General features: G+C 69.4%; 17 protein-coding genes. 3 read left to right on the top strand and 14 right to left on the bottom strand.

The window, feature by feature from the left end; all coding sequences use genetic code 11:
- Positions 1 to 78 precede the first annotated feature (78 nt).
- The 5 genes from ACIBB8_RS08850 to ACIBB8_RS08830 all read right to left on the bottom strand — a co-directional run bounded on the left by ACIBB8_RS08850 (position 79) and on the right by ACIBB8_RS08830 (position 7,002).
- A complete protein-coding gene (locus tag ACIBB8_RS08850; protein WP_398949887.1) occupies positions 79 to 1,119 on the bottom strand; it encodes an ABC transporter permease in 1,041 nt (346 codons plus the stop codon).
- Positions 1,116 to 2,687, bottom strand: coding sequence for a sugar ABC transporter ATP-binding protein (locus ACIBB8_RS08845; protein WP_398949884.1), 1,572 nt, complete (start codon positions 2,685 to 2,687; stop codon positions 1,116 to 1,118). Before ACIBB8_RS08845 ends, ACIBB8_RS08850 begins: the two co-directional genes overlap by 4 nt.
- A 121-nt stretch (positions 2,688 to 2,808) precedes the next feature.
- Entirely contained in the window at positions 2,809 to 3,861 is a 1,053-nt protein-coding gene (locus ACIBB8_RS08840; RefSeq protein ID WP_398949882.1) for a substrate-binding domain-containing protein, read from the bottom strand.
- 1,522 nt (positions 3,862 to 5,383) lie between these two features.
- Positions 5,384 to 6,127 carry an SIR2 family NAD-dependent protein deacylase gene (locus tag ACIBB8_RS08835; RefSeq protein ID WP_398949880.1) on the bottom strand — a complete coding sequence of 248 codons (744 nt, stop codon included), beginning with the start codon at positions 6,125 to 6,127 and terminating at the stop codon, positions 5,384 to 5,386.
- Positions 6,128 to 6,507: 380 nt separating this feature from the next.
- Positions 6,508 to 7,002 (bottom strand): NUDIX domain-containing protein, encoded by a 495-nt coding sequence (locus tag ACIBB8_RS08830; protein ID WP_398949878.1) that lies wholly within the window; start codon positions 7,000 to 7,002, stop codon positions 6,508 to 6,510.
- 151 nt (positions 7,003 to 7,153) lie between these two features.
- Here ACIBB8_RS08830 and ACIBB8_RS08825 point away from each other — a divergent pair, with 151 nt between their 5' ends.
- The 3 genes from ACIBB8_RS08825 to ACIBB8_RS08815 all read left to right on the top strand — a co-directional run bounded on the left by ACIBB8_RS08825 (position 7,154) and on the right by ACIBB8_RS08815 (position 11,216).
- The gene (locus ACIBB8_RS08825) at positions 7,154 to 8,269 is read left to right on the top strand and encodes a glycerate kinase (protein ID WP_398950100.1); all 1,116 of its coding nucleotides are present in this window, start codon (positions 7,154 to 7,156) and stop codon (positions 8,267 to 8,269) included.
- 142 nt (positions 8,270 to 8,411) lie between these two features.
- Positions 8,412 to 8,591 (top strand): hypothetical protein, encoded by a 180-nt coding sequence (locus ACIBB8_RS08820; protein WP_398949876.1) that lies wholly within the window; start codon positions 8,412 to 8,414, stop codon positions 8,589 to 8,591.
- Positions 8,592 to 8,750: 159 nt separating this feature from the next.
- Positions 8,751 to 11,216, top strand: coding sequence for a SpoIIE family protein phosphatase (locus ACIBB8_RS08815; protein ID WP_398950098.1), 2,466 nt, complete (start codon positions 8,751 to 8,753; stop codon positions 11,214 to 11,216).
- 77 nt (positions 11,217 to 11,293) lie between these two features.
- On the opposite strand, the gene pssA is transcribed toward ACIBB8_RS08815, so the two are convergent.
- The 9 genes from pssA to ACIBB8_RS08770 all read right to left on the bottom strand — a co-directional run bounded on the left by pssA (position 11,294) and on the right by ACIBB8_RS08770 (position 21,237).
- Positions 11,294 to 12,148 (bottom strand): CDP-diacylglycerol--serine O-phosphatidyltransferase, encoded by an 855-nt coding sequence (gene pssA, locus ACIBB8_RS08810; RefSeq protein ID WP_398949873.1) that lies wholly within the window; start codon positions 12,146 to 12,148, stop codon positions 11,294 to 11,296.
- Positions 12,135 to 12,782, bottom strand: a complete 648-nt coding sequence (locus tag ACIBB8_RS08805) for a phosphatidylserine decarboxylase (protein WP_366134641.1) — start codon at positions 12,780 to 12,782, stop codon at positions 12,135 to 12,137. Before ACIBB8_RS08805 ends, pssA begins: the two co-directional genes overlap by 14 nt.
- 181 nt (positions 12,783 to 12,963) lie before the next feature.
- A complete protein-coding gene (locus ACIBB8_RS08800) occupies positions 12,964 to 14,205 on the bottom strand; it encodes an acyl-CoA dehydrogenase family protein (RefSeq protein WP_398949871.1) in 1,242 nt (413 codons plus the stop codon).
- Positions 14,206 to 14,207: 2 nt separating this feature from the next.
- Positions 14,208 to 14,735, bottom strand: a complete 528-nt coding sequence (locus ACIBB8_RS08795; RefSeq protein WP_398949869.1) for a MaoC family dehydratase — start codon at positions 14,733 to 14,735, stop codon at positions 14,208 to 14,210.
- Between the two features lie 2 nt (positions 14,736 to 14,737).
- On the bottom strand, positions 14,738 to 15,757 hold the full coding sequence (locus ACIBB8_RS08790; protein WP_398949867.1) for an HpcH/HpaI aldolase/citrate lyase family protein: 1,020 nt from the start codon (positions 15,755 to 15,757) through the stop codon (positions 14,738 to 14,740).
- Complete coding sequence (locus tag ACIBB8_RS08785; RefSeq protein WP_398949865.1) at positions 15,754 to 17,766, bottom strand: protein meaA; 2,013 nt, start codon at positions 17,764 to 17,766, stop codon at positions 15,754 to 15,756. Before ACIBB8_RS08785 ends, ACIBB8_RS08790 begins: the two co-directional genes overlap by 4 nt.
- A 1-nt stretch (position 17,767) precedes the next feature.
- Entirely contained in the window at positions 17,768 to 19,105 is a 1,338-nt protein-coding gene (gene ccrA, locus ACIBB8_RS08780) for a crotonyl-CoA carboxylase/reductase (RefSeq protein WP_398949863.1), read from the bottom strand.
- A 392-nt stretch (positions 19,106 to 19,497) separates the two neighbouring features.
- Positions 19,498 to 20,295 carry a GNAT family N-acetyltransferase gene (locus ACIBB8_RS08775; protein ID WP_398949861.1) on the bottom strand — a complete coding sequence of 266 codons (798 nt, stop codon included), beginning with the start codon at positions 20,293 to 20,295 and terminating at the stop codon, positions 19,498 to 19,500.
- Between the two features lie 126 nt (positions 20,296 to 20,421).
- Positions 20,422 to 21,237 (bottom strand): TetR family transcriptional regulator, encoded by an 816-nt coding sequence (locus tag ACIBB8_RS08770; protein ID WP_398949859.1) that lies wholly within the window; start codon positions 21,235 to 21,237, stop codon positions 20,422 to 20,424.
- Positions 21,238 to 21,431: the final 194 nt, after the last annotated feature.

Raw genomic sequence — 21,431 nt, 5'->3', positions numbered from 1 at the left:
CTCACACCGGCCACCACAGAACGCCAAGGGCTGCCCGGGCCACGGCCGGACAGCCCCAACAAGGTTGTCATCAGTCTTCTAGGTGGGGAGACCTATGCGGCGTTCCTTGCTGCGGCGCTGCTGGATGACGACGGCGATGACCAGCAGCGCGCCCTGGGCGACGTTCTGCCAGAAGGTGTTGATGCCCTGGACGGTGAGACCGTTCTCGAGGGCGCCGAGCAGGGCCACTGCGAGCAGGGTGCCGCCGATGCCGCCCTTGCCACCCTTCAGGGCGCATCCGCCGAGTGCGGCGGCGGTGATGGCCTTGAGCTCCAGGCCCTCGCTGCCGGAGACGGGCTGTCCCGATCCGGTGCGTGCAGTGAGCAGGATGCCGGCGACCGCTGCGACGACGCCGCAGAGGGCGTAGGCGGCGATCAGGTACTTGTTGATGGAGATGCCGGCGAGGCGGGCTGCGGTGTCGTTGCCGCCGATGGCGTAGAGGTTGCGCCCGATGTCCGTGTACTTGAGGAGGATGTGCACGGTGAGCGCGACGACGGCCAGCATCCAGATCATCACCGGCAGACCGGCGATCTTGCCGCGGCCGAGGAAGACGAAGATGCTGTCGTTGAGGACATAGCCCTGTGCGCGGCCGTCCGAGACGAGTTGGGCGATGCCCTTGTACGCGGCGAGTCCGGCCAGCGTGGCGATGGTCGGGTTGACGCGGCCGTAAACGATGATCACGCCGTTCAGCACGCCGGCGAGGACGCCGATACCGAGCGCCACGGCGATGCCGATCACCGCACTGGAGCCCATGGAGGTGAAGACCATGGCGCTGACGACGGAGGCGAGACCGGCCTGCGAGCCGACCGAGATGTCCAGTGCGCCGCAGATGATGACAACGGTCTGGACGATGGCGAGGAGTCCGACGATGGTTGCTGCCTCGCCGATGACCTGCATGTTCGACCAGCTGAGGTAGTTGTCGTTGAGTGAACCGAACAGCGCGAGCACCACGACGAGAGCGCCGATCAGGCTGAGGTTCTGCCCGCCGACCACGGCGAGCCGGAAACGCCTGCCGGACGCGGCCGGCGCCGGAGCATCCTCCGTCCGGTCCGGGGTACTGGTGACGGTGGTGTCGGTCATCGAAGGGCTCCAGGGGCGGTGGTGGTGAGGTCGTCGGCCATGGCCAGGCTGAGGATGGCTTCCTCGGTGGCCTCGGCTCGGCTGAGTTCGCCGGTGATCCGGCCGTTCTGCATGACGGCGATGCGGTCTGCGAGGCCGAGCACTTCTGGCAGTTCCGAGGAGATCACCAGCAGGGCGACACCTTGGCGGGCGAGGTCCGCGATGATCTGGTAGATCTCGGCCTTGGCGCCGATGTCGATGCCGCGGGTCGGCTCGTCGAGGATCAGCAGCCTGGGCTTTCTGGCCAGCCAGCGCGCGAGGACCACCTTCTGCTGGTTTCCGCCGGAGAGCTTGCCGATCTCGTGCTCGATGGAGGGGGTGCGCACCCGAAGCCGGTCGGTGTACTCCTGTGCCATGGCGCGTTCTTGACGGCTGTTCACAAACCGTAGCCGGCGCAGGCTTTCGAGGCTGACCAGGGAGGTGTTGTCCCGGATGGAGCGCTGGAGGAACAGTGCCTGGGCCTTGCGTTCCTCGGGGGCGAGCCCGATGCCGGCCTTGATGGCGTCCTTCGGACTGCGCAGGAGCAGTTTCCGGCCGTTCATGCTGATGCTGCCGGAGCGGATCGGGAGGTCTCCTGCGATCGCGCGGGCCAGTTCCGAGCGTCCGGCGCCGATGAGACCCGCGAGGGCGACGACCTCTCCGGCACGTACCTGAAGGCTGATGCCGCTCACGTCGTCGGTGGTGACGTCCTTCAGATCGAGCACGACCTCGTCCCCGGCGACGTCCTGGCGGACGAAGAGGGAGGACAGATCGCGTCCCACCATGAGCCGGACGACCTCCTCCTCGTTCGTCTGCGCGGCGTCCAGCACCCCGGCCACCGTGCCGTCGCGCAGTACGGCGACGCGGTCGGCGAGCTGGAAGATCTCCTTCATCCTGTGCGAGACGTAGATGACGGCGATGCCTTGATCCCGGAGCCGGCCGATGAGCGCGAACAGCGCTTCCACTTCGTGTTCGGACAGTGAAGAGGTGGGCTCGTCGAAAGCGATGACCTTGGCCTCACCGGTCAGCGCACGCAGGATCTCCACCAACTGCCGCTGGGCGGGGGTGAGTTCGGAGCCGAGCGCATCGGGGTCGATGACCTTGTCGAAGCCCAGGCGGGCGAGGTCGGAGGTGATCCGGCGACGGAGTTCCGTGCGGTCCAGGCGGCGTCCGGCCTTGCGGGGCAGGGAGCCCGCGTAGACGTTCTCCGCCACCGAGACATGCGGGATGATCTCCGGCTCTTGCGGGATGATCCGGATGCCGGCCCTGCGGGCGTCCTGCGGGGCAGCGAACGTGACCGGCTTGCCGTCGAGCACGATGCGACCGTCGGTGGGCTGGTGATCACCGGTGAGGATCTTCAGCAGGGTCGACTTGCCCGCGCCGTTCTCCCCCATCAGCGCGGTGACCTGCCCCGCAGGGAAGTCGAGCGTGACACCGCCGAGCGCCTGGACGGCGCCGAACCGTTTGATGATGTTCTCGACGGTGACCACCGCGTCGTGGCGGGCAGTGGATTGCGTGGGCCCCGATGGTTCGGTGCCGGGTTTACTCATGGTGGCCTCGCAGGCTGGAAGCGGTTTCCGTTACAGCAGTGACGACGGGGCGGCGCAGGGGCCCGGGGAGGCCGGTACGGCGGGTGCTGGTCCGCCGCACCGGCGGACGGGGAGTGTCAGGTCAGCTGCACGTGACCCCGGAGGCCTTCCAGTTGGAGGCGTCGACCATCTTGGTGGGCGCGAAGGCCTCCTTCGGGAACTCCTTGCCGTTCTTGAGCTTGTCGTACATGGTCTGGACGGCCAGAGCGCCGACGTCGCTGCCGTTGATGAACAGGGCGGCCTTCATGCCGGACGGCTTGCCCGAGCTCCAGTTTTTGCAGGCCAGGTAGGCGCCGAGGCCGACGCCGATGACGTCGTCCGCCTTGAAGCCGGCGTTCTCCAGCGCCGTGACACCGCCCTGGACGTTCTCGTCGTTGCAGCCCCACATGACCCAGTGCTTGACGCCGGGGTTGGCAGTGACGGTGGCCGCGATCTTGTCCTGCGCGCCGGTCGGGGTGTTGTCCGTCGCAACGTCGATGTTCTTCACATCCGCACCCGCACCGCTCGCGAACGCCTTCTTGGCGGCGTTCACCCGGTCGGAGCAGACGGTGACATCCTGCTTCCAGGCGGAGATGGTCCGGGTCTCGGCGGGCTTCCAGCCGGCCTTCTTGAACTCTTCGGCGGCGCGCTTGCCGACCTCGCCGCCCATCTGGGCGCCGCTGAAGCCGATCCGCGGCACCAGCGCATCGGGACCGCAGGCGGACGGGTCCGGGCCGGTGGTGCAGATCTGGTCGTCGGAGGTGAGCAGCGCGACCTTGCCGTCCTTGGCGGTCTGGACGAGCTGGGGCCCGACTGCGGGATCCGGGACGACGACGATCAGACCGTTGGCCTTCTGGGCGATCGCGGACTGGACCTCGCTGATCGTCTTGTTGGCGTCGTTGCCGAGGTTGACCACCTTCAGGTCGACGCCCAGCTCCTTGGCCTTGGCCTTGGCCCCCGCGGCCTCACCGACGAAGTACTCCTGGTCACCCTGCTTCTGCAGATACGTCAGAGAGATCTTGCCGTCGACCTTCGCAACGCCGTCACCGTCCGACTTCGCGGCCTCCTGGCCACTGGAACACGCCCCGAGTGCCAGGGTCGCGACCATGCCCAGAGCGACGGCTGCGACACCTCGACGGCTGCAATGAATGGACACGGTATTTCTCCTTGGAAGGATGGCTGGGGGAACACACGGCGGTGCACGGGCGACACCAGGTCACCAAGTCACCCAGAATCAAAAAAGGGCTCGTGTCATCCCTGCACGGGCCTTCAGAACCTGGGAGATGGAGTTGGGCTTCCTCTGTCGACGGTGTCCCTTTTCCGCCGACGAGAATCAACTGCGGACATGATTAAACATGACAGCTCAAGAGTCAACGTCTTTGGTGGGGGCAAGGTTTGGGTGCGAGGGCCGAGTTGCCGTGCTTTCGCGCACCCTCCTCCTGCGCGCCCGACCGCGCAGCGCTCGGAGGCGGCCGAAGGTGTTCGGCCCCGGCGACGTCGTCGGACCCCGTCCCGTCCCCGCCGGCCGTTGGCGTCGGTGGTCAACAGCCGCCTGGTGTCGGCGCGGTGAACGGCCGGCAGGGCCGAGGAATCTACGTCCCGGGTGGCCCTCGTAGGGTGAGGGTCACCCGCTCCGGGTGGGTTTCCGCTTCTTCCTCACGCGGGGTGGGGTTGTGCGCGCCGCCAGGCCTCTGCCTGGTCTTGCGTACGCTCCGCGGGCGATTACCGCCGCCGATACCGGCGTTGGGCCCCAGGCCTTGGGTGGGTGGTGCTTCCGCCCGGGGTGCGAGAACGTGGCGGCCTGCACAGCAGACGTTGCGTCGGGCGCTCCAGTCCGGGCCGTGCCGGACCTCGCGCTCCCTCATATGTCTACGTGAACGTGCGGCAATGACAGGCCGGGATTTCGACGGGGCTCACGGGCCCAGGTCGCACGAACGCAAACGCGACACCGCCCACTCGTAGTCGGCGGCCGGGATATCGCCGAGCCGCGCCTCCTGCGAGCGGCGCAGCGGGCACTCGTCGGCCCGCGGAAGGTGGACACGGTCCTGTCGATGCGATGTGACGGTGCCTCGGTCGCCGTGTCGCCGGTCGCCGTGTCGCTCCGGACCTCCGGGCGGTTCTCGACGCTCTCCGGCCCGCGCGGGTGGGCGCACCGCGATCGGCGGCCTCGTCGCTGTCGAAGTAGATCAACTCACGGCCGTCGGCGAGCTTGGTGGTGGTCTTCTTCATGGCTTCCGCTCTGTCTGTTGCATGCGCCGACCTCTCACCCTGTCCAGGAACTCAAAAGTAAACATTAAGCAATATGTTTGAACATGAGGGCCACCATGCCTTCTCAGTGGGGTGACGCCGTGCTCGGAGTCCCGCCCTCCCGCTCGCCGGCGGCGCTTCGATGCCGTCCGCGGTGTTCTCCAGCGGGGGAGGTGTGCGGCCCGCTCACGCCCGGGCCACCGGCATCCAGCCCGTCGGCACCGTCGCCGCGGCGACCAGCCTGTCGAGCACCTGCCAGGCCGAAGTCCGCGCCAGTACTCCGCTGAGCAGCCGTGCGCCGAAACCGAGGGAAGCGAACCTGCAGACGCCCGCAAGAAGCGCGCCGGGAGGGGCACTTGTGCCGTGATCGGCAATGTTTGCCCCGAGCGGGCGTTCCAGGCGTCGCCAGGCAGGCGGGACTTTTGAAACTCCTAGCCACCGTTCCCCGTGGCTGCCTCGGCGGACAGCCGCGCGAGCAGCGACGGCAGCGCGGTCCCGATGGGCTCGCGGATCGTCTCCTGCGCCAGTTCGTCGTACGGCGTCGGCTCGGCGTTCACCACGATCAGCCGCGCCCCGTGCTCCGCCGCGATCCCGGCCAGCGACGCGGCGGGCTGTACCTGCAGCGTCGTACCGACCGCGATGAACACGTCGCACGCCTTCGCGATCGACATCGCCTCGCTCAGCACCACAGGATCGAGCCGCTCACCGAACATGACGGTCGCCGACTTCAGGATGCCGCCGCAGACCGTGCACGCCGGGTCCTCTTCACCCGCCTCCACCCGGGTCAGCGCCGCCGCCATCGGTGAGCGGGCATGGCAGCGGGTGCAGACCACCTGACGCGCGGTGCCGTGCAGTTCGAGTACCTTGCGGGCGGAGAGGCCGGCCAGCTGATGCAGCCCGTCGACGTTCTGCGTGATCACCCGCACGGGGACCCCGGACCGCTCCAGGTCCGCCACGGCGCGGTGGGCCGCGTTCGGCTCGGCGCGCCAGGTCGCGCTGGTGCGGCGCATCTGCCAGGAGCGGCGGCGGATCTCCGGATCGGCCATGTAGAAGTCGTACGTGACGAGCTTCTCGGCCTCCGGGTCCTTCCGCCAGAGCCCGTTCGGCCCGCGGTAGTCGGGGATGCCGGAATCAGTGGAGATCCCGGCGCCGCTGAGGATCGCGACGAGAGTCATACGGCGAGCGTACGCAGCGGCGGCTGCCGCCCGCGAGGTGATATCGGCCGGTGCCGGGTCCCGTCGTCACACTGTCCCGTGCCGGCGACGGCGGCAGTGCGTACCCCGCTTGCCGCGCCGGTCGCCGGACCCGGGACCGAACGCCGCCCGCCACATGGCCTGGACATGACCGGACTGCCGGGCACCGCCGTCTGCCGGGAGCGGCAGCGGCACGGAAGCCGCATGCGAGGCCGGAGCCGGGGCCCGGTCTGCGCCGGGCTTCCGGTGGTGTCGACAACTGCCTTACGGACGATCACGGTGACGAACTGCCGGAACAGCGGGACGCAGAGGCACACGATGCCGATACGGGATGAATGGCGGTGAGCCAGAAGGTCATGAGGTCAGGAGGCGACGGGCCTGCCGTCCTCCAGCTCCACGGCGCCCGCTCCGGAATCGAGGACCTCCAGCGCCGCCCGGACCCGGTGTCCGAGGGGACCGGGCAGATACCGGTCGAGTGCGCCGCGCTCCACCAGCTTCCAGGAGAGGAGTTCCTCCTCCTGCAGCCGGATCGCCGTCAACTGTGCCTCGTCCAGGACCCCGCCGTCGTACAGGTAGGCGGCGATCGGAGGACGCTCGGGGCTGCGTGCCCAGTCGATCGCCAGCAGCCGGCCCGGCTCCAGATCGAGGCCGATCTCCTCGACCGTTTCGCGGCGTGCGGCCTGCCGCGGGGTCTCGCCCTCGTCGGACTCGATCGTTCCACCGGGCAGGGCCCAGCCGTCCCGGTAGTTCGGCTCGACGAGCAGCACTCGTCCCTCCCCGTCCCGGAAGACGGTTGCCGCGGCGGCCAGCACCTTGGGCAGTCCTGCGATGTACGTGGCGTAGTCAGTGGTGGTCACGTGCGCAGCGTAATGGGGGCCGGCACGTCCGCCGTTCCGCAGGTCCAGGGCCCGGACACCCATGGGCAGAGGGCCGGTGCTCCGGATAGGGTCGGGGCGGCGCGACTGCCTGTTCGAAAGCAAGGGATGCGAAGTGACGGACGGAGCAGTGATCGAGACCGCCCGCGTGCTTGTCGCGGCGGACAAGTTCAAAGGATCGCTCACCGCGGTACAGGTCGCGGAGCGGGTGACGGCCGGGCTGCGGCGCGTCGTACCCCAGGTGCAGGTCGAGACCCTGCCCGTGGCGGACGGCGGCGATGGCACAGTGGCGGCGGCGGTGGCCGCCGGATTCGAGCGGCGCGAGGCGCAGGTGACCGGGCCGCGCGGGGAGACCGTAACCGCGACGTACGCCCTGCGGGGCACCACCGCGGTGGTGGAGATGGCCGAGGCCTCCGGCCTTCAGCATCTTCCGGCAGGGGTGTTCGCCCCCCTGACGGCCACGACGTACGGCTCCGGCGAGCTGCTGGCCGCAGCGATGGACGCGGGCGCCCGGACCATTGTGTTCGGGGTCGGCGGCAGTGCCACCACGGACGGCGGCGCGGGCATGCTCGCCGCACTCGGCGCCCGCTTCCTGGACGCGGACGGCAAGCCCGTCGGCCCCGGGGGCGGTGGCCTCGCGGAGCTGGCCGAGGCGGATCTGACCGGCCTCGACCCGCGGCTGGCCGACGTGGACCTGATCCTCGCCAGCGACGTGGACAACCCGCTCACCGGCCCGAAGGGCGCCCCGGCGGTCTACGGGCGGCAGAAGGGCGCGACCGAGGACGACATCGCGACCCTCGACGCGGCACTCACCCACTACGCGTCCGTCCTCGGCCCGGACCACGCCAAACTGCCCGGGGCGGGTGCGGCAGGCGGCGTCGGTTACGGGGCGCTCGTCGCTCTCGGCGCCCGGTTCCGCCCCGGCATCGAGGTCATGCTCGACGTCCTCGGCTTCGCCCCGGCGCTCGCCCGCGCCACGCTGGTGATCACGGGGGAGGGCTCCCTCGACAGGCAGACCCTGCACGGCAAGGCTCCGGCGGGCGTCGCGGCGGCGGCTCGCGCGGCGGGCCTGGATGTGGTGGCGGTCTGCGGCCGCCTCGCGCTGCCCCCGGAGGCGCTGGGACATGCGGGCATCCGGCGCGCGTACGCCCTCACGGACCTGGAGCCGGACCCCGCCGTGTGCATGGCGCAGGCGGGGCCACTGCTGGAGCGGGTGGCGGAGGGGATCGCGCGCGACTTCCTGTCGTGAGCAGAGCCCCTGCCGAACTGAGGTGCGTCGGGCTGATCGGGCGGGGTGAGGCCGCGGGCGGGGCGCCCGAGGCCGGCCCGTTCCGGATCCGTCCCCACGCCCCACCGCTCGCTCCCGCTCTCCGGGCGTCGACAAGGCGCTGATGACCAGCACGGCGTTCGGGAAGGACTTCGGGAAGCCGAACAACCTCTCGGACCCGACGTCGCCGTCCACCCGGGAGAGCGTGATCACGAAGCCGGACGCCAGTACGCCCCGGCGGCCTGAAGGCGGTCCGCCCCGCCGAGGCGGCAGCGGCAGCCACCTCGTACTCGCTGAAGAATGAGCGTCGCCGGCCACCGGACGGCTCCCCACCCGTCCGGCGGCCCGCGCCTCGCGCGCCCCTTCCGCCCGGGCCACCGAGGTGCGCTGCAGGCGGGCCGGGGCGCATCCTGGCTGTGTGACCTCGTACGGCCGGCCCCTGTACCCTCCGCCCGAGAACGTGATGGTGCCGGGGAGGACGAGCGGCGGCGGGGTGCCGGACGAATTGTCCCTGGTGCTCGCGCAGGCCGCAGTGAGCGCGATCGAGTCCGCCAGTGGGTATGCCGGCGGCATATTTCTTTGCTCCCGTGACCCCGATCTGCTGCGCCTCTCCGTGCTCGCCGGGCTGCCGACCCAGCTGTTCCGCCCCTGGTGGCGCATGCATGTGAACCGGCCCTTCCCTGTGGCCGAGGCGTACCGCTCGGGGAAGCCCGTCCACCTCGCTGACGTCGAGGAGGGCATGCGCCGGTTCCCTCAGCTGATGGCGGGCATGCCGTTCCCGTTCGGTTCGCTGTACGTGCCCGTCTTCGGCGGCCGGGAGAAGTTCGGCGTGCTCGCGGTGCTGCGCCCGGCCACCCCCGGCGAACCCGTCTCGCACGCCGACCGGCGCGCGCTCCGCGACATCGCCGATCGGCTCGGCACGGAGCTCGCCGGACTGGCGGCCGGAGGTACCAAGGTCGTCTGGGACGGCGAGCCGGTCCCCGTGCAGCTGCCCTCCGTCTCCATGCCACCGGTACGGATCGGGCACTTCGACTGGGACCTCGAAACCGGTGCCGTAGACGCCGACGCGGAGCTGTGCGGGATCCTCGGCACCGAGTCCGCGCGGTTCCCGGGCACCATCGACGCTCTGATGGCGCTGCTGGCACCGGAGGACGTGTACGGACTGTGGACCCTCGCCCGCCGGGCGGCGAGCGCGGGCGGGCCGTTCGCCCGCAGGATGCGGCTGCGCGGCCCCGACGGCCGGACCAACCTGCTGGAACTCTCCAGCCGCTGGGCCCAGCCACCGCGCAGCAGCGCGGCCGGGACGCTGACCGGATTCCTGGTGGACCTCGGGGCCGGACCGGTCATCGCCGAGGCCGCCGGCTGGCTCCCGCACGGTATTTTCTCGCTCGACCGGCTCGGTCGGATCACCTACGTCAACCAGCTGGCGGAGGAGCTGCTCGGCCGGCAACGGGCCGAGCTGGTCGGAAGCCTCCTGTGGGAGGCCCTGCCGTGGTTCGGGCGTCCCGCCTATGAGGACCACCACCGGGCCGCACTGCTGTCCCACGAACCCGTGCACTTCCTCGCGCGCCGCACCGAGCGGGACTGGCTGGCGGTGTCCCTGTACCCGGGCCACGACGGCGTGACCGCCACACTCTCCGCCACGGAAGAGCCCTCCTTCCCGCCGGGCGGCTCCGTCGCAAGAGGCGAGGGCCTGGATTCCCCGACGGAGGTCGCGGCCGGGGTGTACCGTCCCGTCGCCCTCGCGATCGCGCTGACGGAGGCCGTCACCGCCCGCCAGGTGTCCGCGGTGGTCACCCAGGAGCTGCTCCCCGCGTTCGGCGGCAGGCAGCTGGCGATCTACCTCCTGCGTGAACGCCACCTCTACCTGGCCTGGGAGACCGGCTTCCCGCACGGCTTCCTGCAACGCTTCGACGGCGTCGCGCTCGACGCCCATCTGCCCGGCGTCGAGACGCTCACCTCGGGCCGCCCCATGTTCTTCGAGTCCATGCAGCGCCTGGCTTTCGCCTACCCCGACATTCCCCTGGGCTCGAGCGTCGGCGCCCGCGCCTTCCTGCCGCTTATCGCCTCCGGGCGGCCCGTCGGCTCCTGCATCCTCGGCTTCGACCAGCCTCGCGGCTTCAGCCCCGAGGAACGCACGGTTCTCACCGCGCTCGCCGGACTCATCGCCCACGCCCTCAAACGAGCCCAGCAGTACGACACCGAGTCCGCTGTGGCCCGCGGCCTGCAGAACGCCCTGCTGCCGCAACGGCTGCCCGTACTCGACCAGGTCGACACCGCGGGGCGGTACCTCCCCGGCACCCAGGGCATGGACATCGGCGGCGACTGGTACGACGTCATCGAGACCGACCGGGGGCTGGCCCTGGTCATCGGGGACGTCCAGGGGCACGGTGTCGCCGCCGCGGCGACGATGGGCCAGCTGCGCAGCGCCGTACGCGCCTTTGCGCTCAGCGGGCACGACCCGCAGGAAGTGATGTGCGGCACCAACCGGCTGCTCATCGACCTCGACCCCGGCCAGATCGCCAGCTGCTGCTACATCGTGCTCGACCTCGCCACCGGTCGGACGCAGCTCGTCCGGGCCGGGCACCCGCAACCCCTGCTGCGCCACCCGGACGGCACGACCGTGGTCCTGGAACTCCCCGGCGGGGTGGTGCTCGGCGTCACCCCCGACGCCACCTACCCCGTCAGCAGCCTGCGGCTGCCCCCGGGCGCGATCCTGGCGCTGTACACCGACGGACTGGTCGAGCAGGCGGGGGCCGATATCGACGACGGAGTCGAGCGGTTGCGCGGCATCATCGAGGCAGCCGACGCGCCGTCCCTCGCCGGCATGGCGGACCTGGTGATCAGGGAGGCGAGACGGGAGCCCGACCGCCCCGATGACATCGCCGTCCTGCTCGCAGCCCGCTGGGTCGGCGCGCAGGACGCGTAGCGGGTCCCGACCGGACATGCGAGAGGGCCCGGGTGCTGGGGAAGCGCCCGGGCCCTCGTACGTCTTGTTCTGTATCGCTAGGGAAGCTGAGCCGCCCGTGCCTCGCGCCGGTTGCCGCGGAAGGTGTTCACCCGCCGCGCCGTCGCGAAGAGCGGGATGACCGCTCCCAGGACCACCTGCAGCGCGCAGCCGGTCTGCAGGAGCAGGCGACCGCTGGGGGCATCGAACGCCCATGCTGCGAGCAGACCCATCGCGGCAACGATCCAGCTGAGCATCGCCACCGCGAGGACTCCCCGCGGCTTCGGGTACTCAACCCGGCTGACCATCAGCCACGCCACTCCGATGATCGCGATGAGCGTCGGTACGAAGGGCAGTTCCAGGAGCACGATCGAGACGACCGTGAGCGCTCCGAAGGGGCTCGGCATGCCCTGGAACATGCCGTCCTTCATGGTCACGCAGGAGAATCTGGCCAGTCTCAGCACTACGGCCAGCAGGACGACGATCGCCGCGAGCGCCGACACCCGCTGGTATGCGTCGTCCGCGACCATGCCGTACACGAGCACGAAGTACGCCGGGGCCAGCCCGAAGCTGATCAGGTCCGAGAGGTTGTCCAGCTCCGCGCCCATCGGCGAGGAGCGGAGCTTGCGCGCCACCAGCCCGTCGAACAGGTCGAAGACCGCGGCGAGGAGCATCAGGATCACGGCGGTGGCCGCGGAGTGCCGGGCCATGCCGCTCTCGTCGCTGCCCGTGAGGTGCGGGATGAGGATTCCCGTGGTGGTGAAGTACACCGCCATGAAACCGCACGTGGCGTTACCGAGAGTAAGGGTGTCTGCTATTGACAGCCGCAGTGAGAGCGGCATGTCCTCGACATCGTCCTCGCACTCGCTCTCGGGCACCCAGCCGGCTTGCGTGTCGGGATCAATCACGGTCAATTCGAGTCACCCCCGCGGTGGTGGCCTGGCCGACCTCGACCGCGACCTCGACACCCTCCGGAAGGTAGATGTCGACCCGGGAGCCGAAGCGGATCAGACCGATGCGCTCGCCCTGCTCGACCTTCGTGCCCTGCGGGAGGTACGGGACGATGCGACGGGCGACCGCACCCGCGATCTGCACCATCTCGATGTCGCCGAGCTCCGTGTCGAAGTGCCAGACAACGCGCTCGTTGTTCTCGCTCTCCTTGTTGAACGCCGGAACGAACCCACCGGGGATGTGCTCGACCGACGTCACGGTGCCCGCCAGCGGCGCCCGGTTGACATGGACGTTCAGCGGGCTCATGAAGATTGCGACGCGGGTGCGTCCGTCCTTCCACGGCATGATGCTCTGCACCACACCGTCGGCCGGAGAGATGACCCGGCCCTGGGTGATCTCGCGCTCGGGGTCGCGGAAGAACCACAGCATGCCCGCCGCCAGGGCGGTGGTGGGCACGGCCACCGCGGCCCAGCGCCCGGACCTGCGGGCCCGGGCGATGCTGAGGGCCGCGGTGGCGACGGTCGGGAGGAGCCACGGCGAAGCTCCGCGCGCAAGGCGGACTCCGCCGCGTGGTGCAGAGGTTTGGCTGTCGGGCATGGATGACCTTCGTAGCGGATGAGGCCGCGCTGGCAACGGGGGACGGCGGCTTTTCCGGCGATGTTATCGGTTGCGGGCCGCAACTGGGCAAGCCAGCAGCCGAGTCGAACGGCTTGAAGGCACCGGCAAAGGTTGACAGGGTGTGATCTTCTTCGCGGCCAAATCGCCTCGAAGGGGACAATCATCCCTGGAATCGGTACTCCTCGAGGAGTCGGCGCCCAATGATCATTTTCTGGATCTCGGCGGTACCTTCACCGATCAGCAGCATCGGGGCCTCCCGGTAGAGGCGCTCGATCTCATACTCCTTGGAGAAGCCGTAGCCGCCGTGGATACGGAAGGCGTCCTCGACGACTTCCTTGCAGTACTCGGAGGCAAGGTACTTCGCCATCCCCGCCTCCAGGTCGTTTCGTTCACCGGAGTCCTTTTTGCGTGCCGCGTTGACCATCATCGCATGGGCAGCTTCGACCTTCGTGGCCATTTCGGCCAGTTTGAACTGGATGGCCTGGTGCTGGGCGATCGGCTTTCCGAAGGTGTGGCGTTGCTGGGCGTAGGAAACGCCCAGTTCGAATGCACGCTGTGCGACACCGCAACCACGCGCGGCCACATTTACCCGGCCGACTTCGACGCCGTCCATCATTTGGTAAAAACCGCGGCCGGTGGTGCCACCGAGTACACGATTGGCCGGAATGCGCAGTCCGTCCATGATGAGTTCGGTCGTGTCGACGCCCTTGTAGCCCATCTTGTCGATCTTTCCGGGGATGGTGAGCCCCGGCCGGACCTCGCCGAAGCCCGGTTCCTTCTCGACCAGGAAGGTCGTCATCGACTTGTGCGGGGCCGTGCCCTCGGGGTGGCCTTCGTCACTCCGGCACAGTACGGCGACGAGCGAGGACGTGCCGCCGTTCGTCAGCCACATCTTCTGGCCGCTCAGGACGTACTCTCCGCCACTCTCGGCTCCGCTCGAGCGGGAGGTGCCCCCTCCGTCCCAGACGCCCTTGGAGGTGATCGCGGAGACGTCCGAGCCCAGGGCCGGCTCGGACATCGAGAACGCGCCCCGGACCTCGCCCAGCGCCATTCGGGGCAGGAAAGTGTCCTTCTGCTCCTGGGTGCCGTGCTGCTTGAGCATGTACGCCACGATGAAGTGCGTGTTGATGATTCCCGACACGCTCATCCAGCCGCGGGCGATTTCCTCCACGCAGAGCGCGTATGTGAGAAGCGACTCACCCAGGCCTCCGTACTCCTCGGGAATCATCAGCCCGAACAGGCCGAGTTCCTTGAGCCCCTCGACGATCTCCGTCGGGTACTCGTCGCGGTGCTCCAGCTGGGTCGCGACAGGAATGATCTCCTTGTCGACGAAATCCCGGACCGTGGAGAGGATTTCCTGCTGAATGTCGGTCAGGCCGGCGGTCTGGGCGAGTCGCGTCATGGCTACTTCTCCACGTTCTTCTGCGAAGGCTGGTTCAGCTCCGGGCGGCCGGGCTGCTCTCCGCCCCGCTCCTTGATGTACGTCTCGGTGGGGACCATCACCTTGCGGCGGAACACGCAGACGAGCGTCCCGTCCTGCTTGTAGCCCCTGGTCTCCACATGAACGATTCCGCGGTCGCTCTTGGACTTTGACGGAGTCTTGTCGAGGACGGTCGTCTCGCCGTAGACCGTGTCGCCGTGGAAGGTCGGTGCGACATGCTTCAGCGACTCGACCTCCAGGTTGGCGATCGCCTTTCCGGAGACGTCCGGCACGGACATGCCGAGCAGCAACGAGTAGATGTAGTTGCCGACCACAACGTTCTTGCCGAAATCGGTCGTCTTCTCCGCGTAGTTGCTGTCCATGTGCAGCGGGTGATGATTCATGGTGAGCAGGCAGAAAAGATGATCGTCGTACTCGGTGACCGTCTTTCCGGGCCAGTGCTTGTAGACCGCACCGACCTCGAACTCCTCATAGGTACGTCCGAACTGCATGATCAGGCCTCCGGCGCTTCGAACTTGGAGGTGCGCTGCATACCGGCCGCGCGGCCCTTGCCCGCGATGACGAGCGCCATCTTCCGGCTGGCCTCGTCGATCATCTCGTCGCCGAGCATCGCCGAACCCTTCTTGCCGCCCTCTTCCGAGGTGCACCACTCGTATGCGTCGAGGATCAGCTCGGCGTGGTCGTAGTCCTCCTGCGACGGCGAGAACACCTCGTTGGCAGCGTCGACCTGGCCGGGGTGCAGTACCCACTTGCCGTCGAAGCCCAGCGCCGCCGCACGGCCGGCGACCTCGCGGTACGCGTCCACGTCACGGATCTGCAGGAAGGGGCCGTCGATGGCCTGGAGGTCGTGCGTACGGGCCGCCATCAGGATGCGCATGAGGATGTAGTGGTACGCGTCCGCACCGTAGCCGGGCGGCTGCTGGCCGACGACCAGGGTCTTCATGTTGATGGACGCCATGAAGTCGGCCGGGCCGAAGATCAGCGTCTCCAGGCGCGGTGAGGCGGCGGCGATGTCGTCGATGTTCACCAGGCCCTTGGCGTTCTCGATCTGCGCCTCGATGCCGATCTTCCCGACCTCGAAGCCCATCGTCTTCTCGATCTGGGTCAGCAGGAGGTCGAGCGCGACGACCTGCTGGGCGTCCTGCACCTTCGGCAGCATGATGCAGTCGAGGTTCTGGCCCGCGCCCTCGACGACCGTGATCACATCGCGGTACGTCCAGTGCGTCGTCCAGTCGTTGACGCGGACGACCCGGGTCTTGCCCGTCCAGTCGCCATTGTTCAGCGCGTCGACGATGTGGTGCCGTGCGCCCTCCTTGGCGAGCGGAGCGCAGGCGTCCTCCAGGTCCAGGAAGACCTGGTCGGCGGGGAGGCCCTGGGCCTTCTCCAGGAACCGCGGGTTCGAGCCGGGCACGGCCAGACACGAGCGGCGGGGACGCAGGCGGTTCGGGAGGTGCGCGGCGGAGCCGCTCCCCGGAAGGGCGGTGGCGGGAGACGGGTGGGCGGGCTGGGTCATGCGGGGACCTCCAGAGGGTCGAGCTTGTTCGCTTTCCGGATCTCGTCGACGATACGGCCGATGATCTCCGTGATACCGAAGTCCTTCGGGGTGAAAACGGCGGCGACACCCGCCTCGATCAGCACGGCGGCGTCGGCGGGCGGAATGATCCCGCCCGCGATCACCGGGATGTCGTTCGCGCCGGCCCCACGCAGCCGGTTCAGCACGTCCGGCACCAGCGCGGCGTGCGAGCCGGACAGGATCGACAGCCCGACGCAGTGCACGTCCTCGGCGAGCGCCGCCGAGACGATGTGCTCGGGGGTCAGCCTGATCCCCTGGTAGACGACCTCGAACCCGGCGTCACGGGCCCGTACGGCGATCTGCTCGGCGCCGTTGGAGTGACCGTCCAGGCCCGGCTTCCCGACCAGCAGCCGCAGCCGTCCGGTGCCGAGGTCCTCGGCGGTGCGGGCGACCTGCTCCCGTACGAGAGCGAGCGGCGTGCCGGCCTCCGCGGTGACGGCGACCGGGGCGGACGACACACCCGTCGGGGCCCGGAACTCGCCGAACACATCGCGCAGCGCCCACGACCACTCGCCGGTGGTGACACCCGCTCGGGCGCACTCCACGGTCGCTTCCATCAAGTTTTCGGTGCCGGCCGCGGCTTTCTTCAGCGCTGCGAGGGCCTCGGAGGCGCGCGCCTCGTCCCGGTGGTCGCGCCACTCGTGGAGCGCTGCGACCACCCTCGCCTCATTGGCGGGGTCGACCGTCATGATCGCGCCGTCGAGGTCCGCCGTGAGCGGGTTCGGCTCGGTCGCCTCGTAGATGTTGACGCCGACGATCTTCTCCTCGCCGCCCTCGATCCGGGCCCGCCGCCGTGCGTGCGAGGAGACCAGCTCCGACTTCAGATAGCCGGACTCGACGGCCGCCATCGCGCCGCCCATCTGCTGGATCCGGTCGATCTCCGCGAGGGACTCGGTGACCAGATCGTCGACCTTGGCCTCGATCACATGGGATCCGGCGAAGATGTCCTCGTACTCCAGCAGATCGCTCTCGTGCGCGAGGACCTGCTGGATGCGGAGCGACCACTGCTGGTCCCAGGGCCGGGGGAGCCCCAGCGCCTCGTTCCAGGCGGGCAACTGCACGGCCCGGGCGCGGGCGTCCTTGGACAGGGTCACGGCCAGCATCTCCAGGACGATGCGCTGGACGTTGTTCTCCGGCTGCGCCTCGGTCAGTCCGAGCGAGTTGACCTGGACGCCGTAGCGGAACCTGCGCTGCTTGGCGTCGGTGATGCCGTACCGCTCGCGGGTGACCTGGTCCCAGATGCGGCCGAAGGCACGCATCTTGCACATCTCCTCGATGAAGCGGACGCCGGCGTTCACGAAGAAGGAGATGCGGGCGACCACATCGCCGAACTTCTCCTCCGGTACCTGGCCCGAGTCGCGCACGGCGTCCAGGACCGCAAGGGCCGTCGACATGGCGTACGCGATCTCCTGGACCGGGGTGGCGCCCGCCTCCTGCAGGTGGTAGCTGCAGATGTTGATCGGGTTCCACTTCGGGATGTGGCTGACCGTGTACGTGATCATGTCGGTGGTCAGCCGCAGCGAGGGGCCGGGCGGGAAGACATGCGTCCCGCGCGAGAGGTACTCCTTGACGATGTCGTTCTGCGTGGTGCCCTGGAGCTTCGTGGCGTCGGCGCCCTGCTCCTCGGCGACCACCTGATAGAGGGCCAGCAGCCACATCGCGGTGGCGTTGATCGTCATCGAGGTGTTCATCTGTTCCAGCGGTATGTCCCGGAACAGCCGCCGCATGTCGCCGAGGTGCGAGACGGGCACGCCGACCCGGCCGACCTCGCCGCGGGCGAGGATGTGGTCGGGGTCGTAACCCGTCTGGGTCGGCAGGTCGAAGGCGACCGACAGACCCGTCTGGCCCTTGGCGAGGTTGCGCCGGTAGAGCTCGTTGGACGCCTCGGCGGTCGAGTGACCGGCGTACGTCCGCATGAGCCACGGGCGGTCCTTCTGACGCCCGGCCACGTCAGGCATCCCTGAAGCGGTTGATGGCGTCGATGTGCCGCTCGCGCAGCTCTTCGTTGCGCACACCCAGACCCTCGCGCGGGGCCAGTGCCAGGACGCCGACCTTGCCCTGGTGCAGGTTGCGGTGCACGTCGTACGCGGCCTGGCCGGTCTCCTCCAGGGAGTAGACCTTCGACAGCGTCGGGTGGATCTTGCCCTTGGCGACCAGCCGGTTGGCCTCCCACGCCTCGCGGTAGTTGGCGAAGTGCGAGCCCACGATCTTCTTCAGCGACATCCACAGGTAGCGGTTGTCGTACTCGTGGTTGTAGCCCGAGGTCGAGGCGCAGGTGACGATCGTGCCGCCCTTGCGGGTCACGTACACCGAGGCGCCGAACGTCTCCCGGCCCGGGTGCTCGAAGACGATGTCGACGTCCTCGCCGCCGGTCAGCTCACGGATGCGCTTGCCGAACCGCTTCCACTCGCGCGGGTCCTGGTTGTGCTCGTCCTTCCAGAAGGTGTAGCCCTCGGCGTTGCGGTCGATGATCGCCTCTGCGCCCATCTTCCGGCAGATGTCCGCCTTCTGCTCGCTGGAGACGACACAGATCGGGTTGGCGCCACCGGCCAGTGCGAACTGCGTGGCGTATGAACCGAGTCCGCCGCTGGCGCCCCAGATCAGCACGTTGTCGCCCTGCTTCATGCCGGCGCCGTTGCGCGAGACGAGCTGGCGGTACGCGGTGGAGTTGACCAGGCCCGGAGCCGCGGCCTCCTCCCAGCTGAGGTGCTGCGGCTTCGGCATCAGCTGGTTGGACTTGACGAGCGCGATCTCGGCGAGGCCGCCGAAGTTGGTCTCGAAGCCCCAGATCCGCTGCTCGGGGTCGAGCATCGTGTCGTTGTGGCCGTCCGAGGACTCCAGTTCGACCGAGAGGCAGTGCGCGACGACCTCGTCGCCGGGGTGCCAGGCGTTGACGCCGGGGCCGGTGCGCAGGACGACGCCCGCCAGGTCGGAGCCGATGACGTGGTACGGCAGGTCGTGGCGCTTGGCGAGCTCGCTGAGCTTCCCGTAGCGCTCCAGGAACCCGAAGGTGGAGAGCGGTTCGAAGATCGAGGTCCAGACGGAGTTGTAGTTCACCGAGCTGGCCATGACGGCGACCAGCGCCTCACCGGGCCCGAGCTCCGGAACCGGCACCTCGTCGAGGTGCAGCGACTTGCGGGGGTCCTTGTCGCGGGTGGCGAGCCCGGCGAACATCTCCGTCTCGTCCTTGTGCACGGTCACCGCGCGGTACGACTCAGGGATGGACAGGGCCGCGAAATCTGCGGCGGTGCTGTCCTGCGATTGGATCGCGTCCAGGATTTCCTTCACGGTGTGCCTCCGGGATGGGGTCTCCCCTGCTCGAGCGGAGCCGAGAGCTTGGGGAACTGCGTCGGGGGACGCTTGAGAGTCCCTGCCAACGGGGGTGCGGTGCGGTGTGGAGGTGCTGCCGTCGGTTCGGCTGGTAAAGCTTCGGCTTGCTCTGGTGGAGCAGAAGGGATTGCCTGTGACGCAGGCGCCCGGGCGCGCAGGCACATGGCTTGCGGGGACAACCGGCGTACGTGAGGTACCTGCACGCCGGCCGCCCGGACAACTTCAACGTATGGCACTCCGTGACACCTGGCAAGGCACTCGGTGCCAATAATTTCTCTCAGTTGTCATCCGCTGGGCACGCATGAGCAGTAACGAGGCTGTTTCGCGTCGCTCTGTCCCTCCGTGTCCGGTCAGGCCGGGCGCCGGTACACATACGGCGTGGTGGTGGACAGAACCCGGAAACCGAGCCGCAGGAGGATCGGCCTGCTCAGGTCGGTCGCGTCCACCTGCAGATAGCGAAAGCCACGCTCGGCGGCGATCCGGGCACGGTAGGCGATCAGCGCCCGGTAGATACCCCTTCCACGCCACGGCTCCACGGTCCCGCCGCCCCAGAGCCCCGCAAAGCAGGTGCCCGGGTACAGCTCCATCCGGGCCGAGCTCACCGGCTCGTCGCCCGCCATGGCCAGCACCCCGACGAAGCTGTCCGGGGCCTCGGCCAGCCGCGCCAGCACCTGGTGCCGCAGCTTCGACCCGTCCGTGCCGAACGCCCGCTCGTGGGCCGCGGCCATCAGCTCCACACCGGCCGCATCCGACACCGCGTGCAGCGTGACCCCCTCGGGGAGCTCCACGGCCACCGGGACGTCCGCCACCGGGGCGACCAGGAGGGTCTCCGGCGGCTCCGCGACGAAGCCGGCGTCCACCAGCCGCCGCCCCAGGTCGGCCGGCCGGTCGTGCGCGTACAGCTTCCACTCGAACTCGTCGTGGCCGAGCGCCGTGAAGTGCTCCACCTGCTCGGCGATGGCCGCATCCGCCCGTACGGCGTCCAGACCGGGGGACGACCAGACGACACCGTTCCAGTCGTCGGCCGACCCGGCCTGCCGTACGACATCGGCGGTGCGCTCGACGCGGACGCCGGGCCCGTCGGGGCGGGCGTGCTCGCGCAACTCGCGGTCGAAGAGGGTCAGCAGGAGGTCGCGATCATGAGTCATCCGCCCACGGGAACACGACGGTACGGGCGCGGCAACCGGGTTTCTCCGCCCGGACGCGCGAGCGCCGGACGGGAGGGGCGCCGGCCCGTCCGGCGACGGTGGAGCGGCCGGCCGGCGGGCCCCCGCTCAGCGGTCCTTGAGCGCCTGCTGGATCGTGCGCATCACTTCGTCGAGCGGTGCGTCCGTCCGTGCCACCGCGACGAGCACCTCGCCCTCGGTGCTCACCGAAGCGGCGGGCGCCGGCGTCGATTCGGCCCCGGCGATGCGCCCGGCCCCGATGCCCGTCCCGAACGTGTCCCGGACGATCGCGAAGGCGTGGTCGAGCTGGGCTTCCACATCGCCCTGGCCGCCCGCCCGCAGCCAGCGGCGCAGCACATGGTTGTGCGCGGTGACGACGGCCGATGCCGCGACCTCCGCCAGCAGCGGGTCGTCGTTGCCGACACGGTGGTCGTGCTCGTCGAAGTGGCCCAGCAGATAGCGCGTGAACAGCCGCTCGTATCGGGCCACCGAGGCGATCTCGGCCTCCCGCAGCGTGGGGACCTCACGGGTCAGCTTGTAGCGGGCCACCGAGACCGCGGGCTTGGCCGCGTACATCTTCATGACTTCCTTGATGCCGCGGCAGACGGTGTCGAGCGGGTGCTCGTGCGCGGGGGCGGCATTGAGGACGGCCTCGGCCCGGACGAGAGTGTCGTCGTGGTCGGGGAAGATCGCCTCTTCCTTGGAGCGGAAGTGCCGGAAAAAGGTCCGCCGGGCGACACCCGCGGCGCCCGCGATCTCGTCGACCGTCGTCGCCTCGTACCCCTTCGTGGCGAAGAGCTCCATCGCCGCGGCGGCCAGTTCGCGGCGCATTTTGAGCCGCTGGGCGGCGGCGCGCGTTCCTGCGGCACTTTCCGGGGCATCGGGCGCGGCGGAGACACGGGGGGACCTGGCGGGCTGGGACATGGTGTGAACGTACTGCATCACTGCAGGAGAGCGCGCCTGCGGGGGCGGTCCGCCCGGCCGTACGTCCCAGTTCGGGGGCTGCGCGGTCGGATCGAGCAGCCCTCCCCATCCGGCTCCCGGCCCGGGAGCCGCCGGTGATCCGGCCGGGCGCGCACGCCCGGCCGGATCACCGGTCCGCCGTTCAGGCACCTGCC

This window comes from Streptomyces sp. NPDC051286, from assembly GCF_044455345.1.
Taxonomy (GTDB): domain Bacteria; phylum Actinomycetota; class Actinomycetes; order Streptomycetales; family Streptomycetaceae; genus Streptomyces.
Note: the sequence above shows the minus strand (reverse complement) of the source record. Positions and strands in the feature narration are given on the sequence as shown.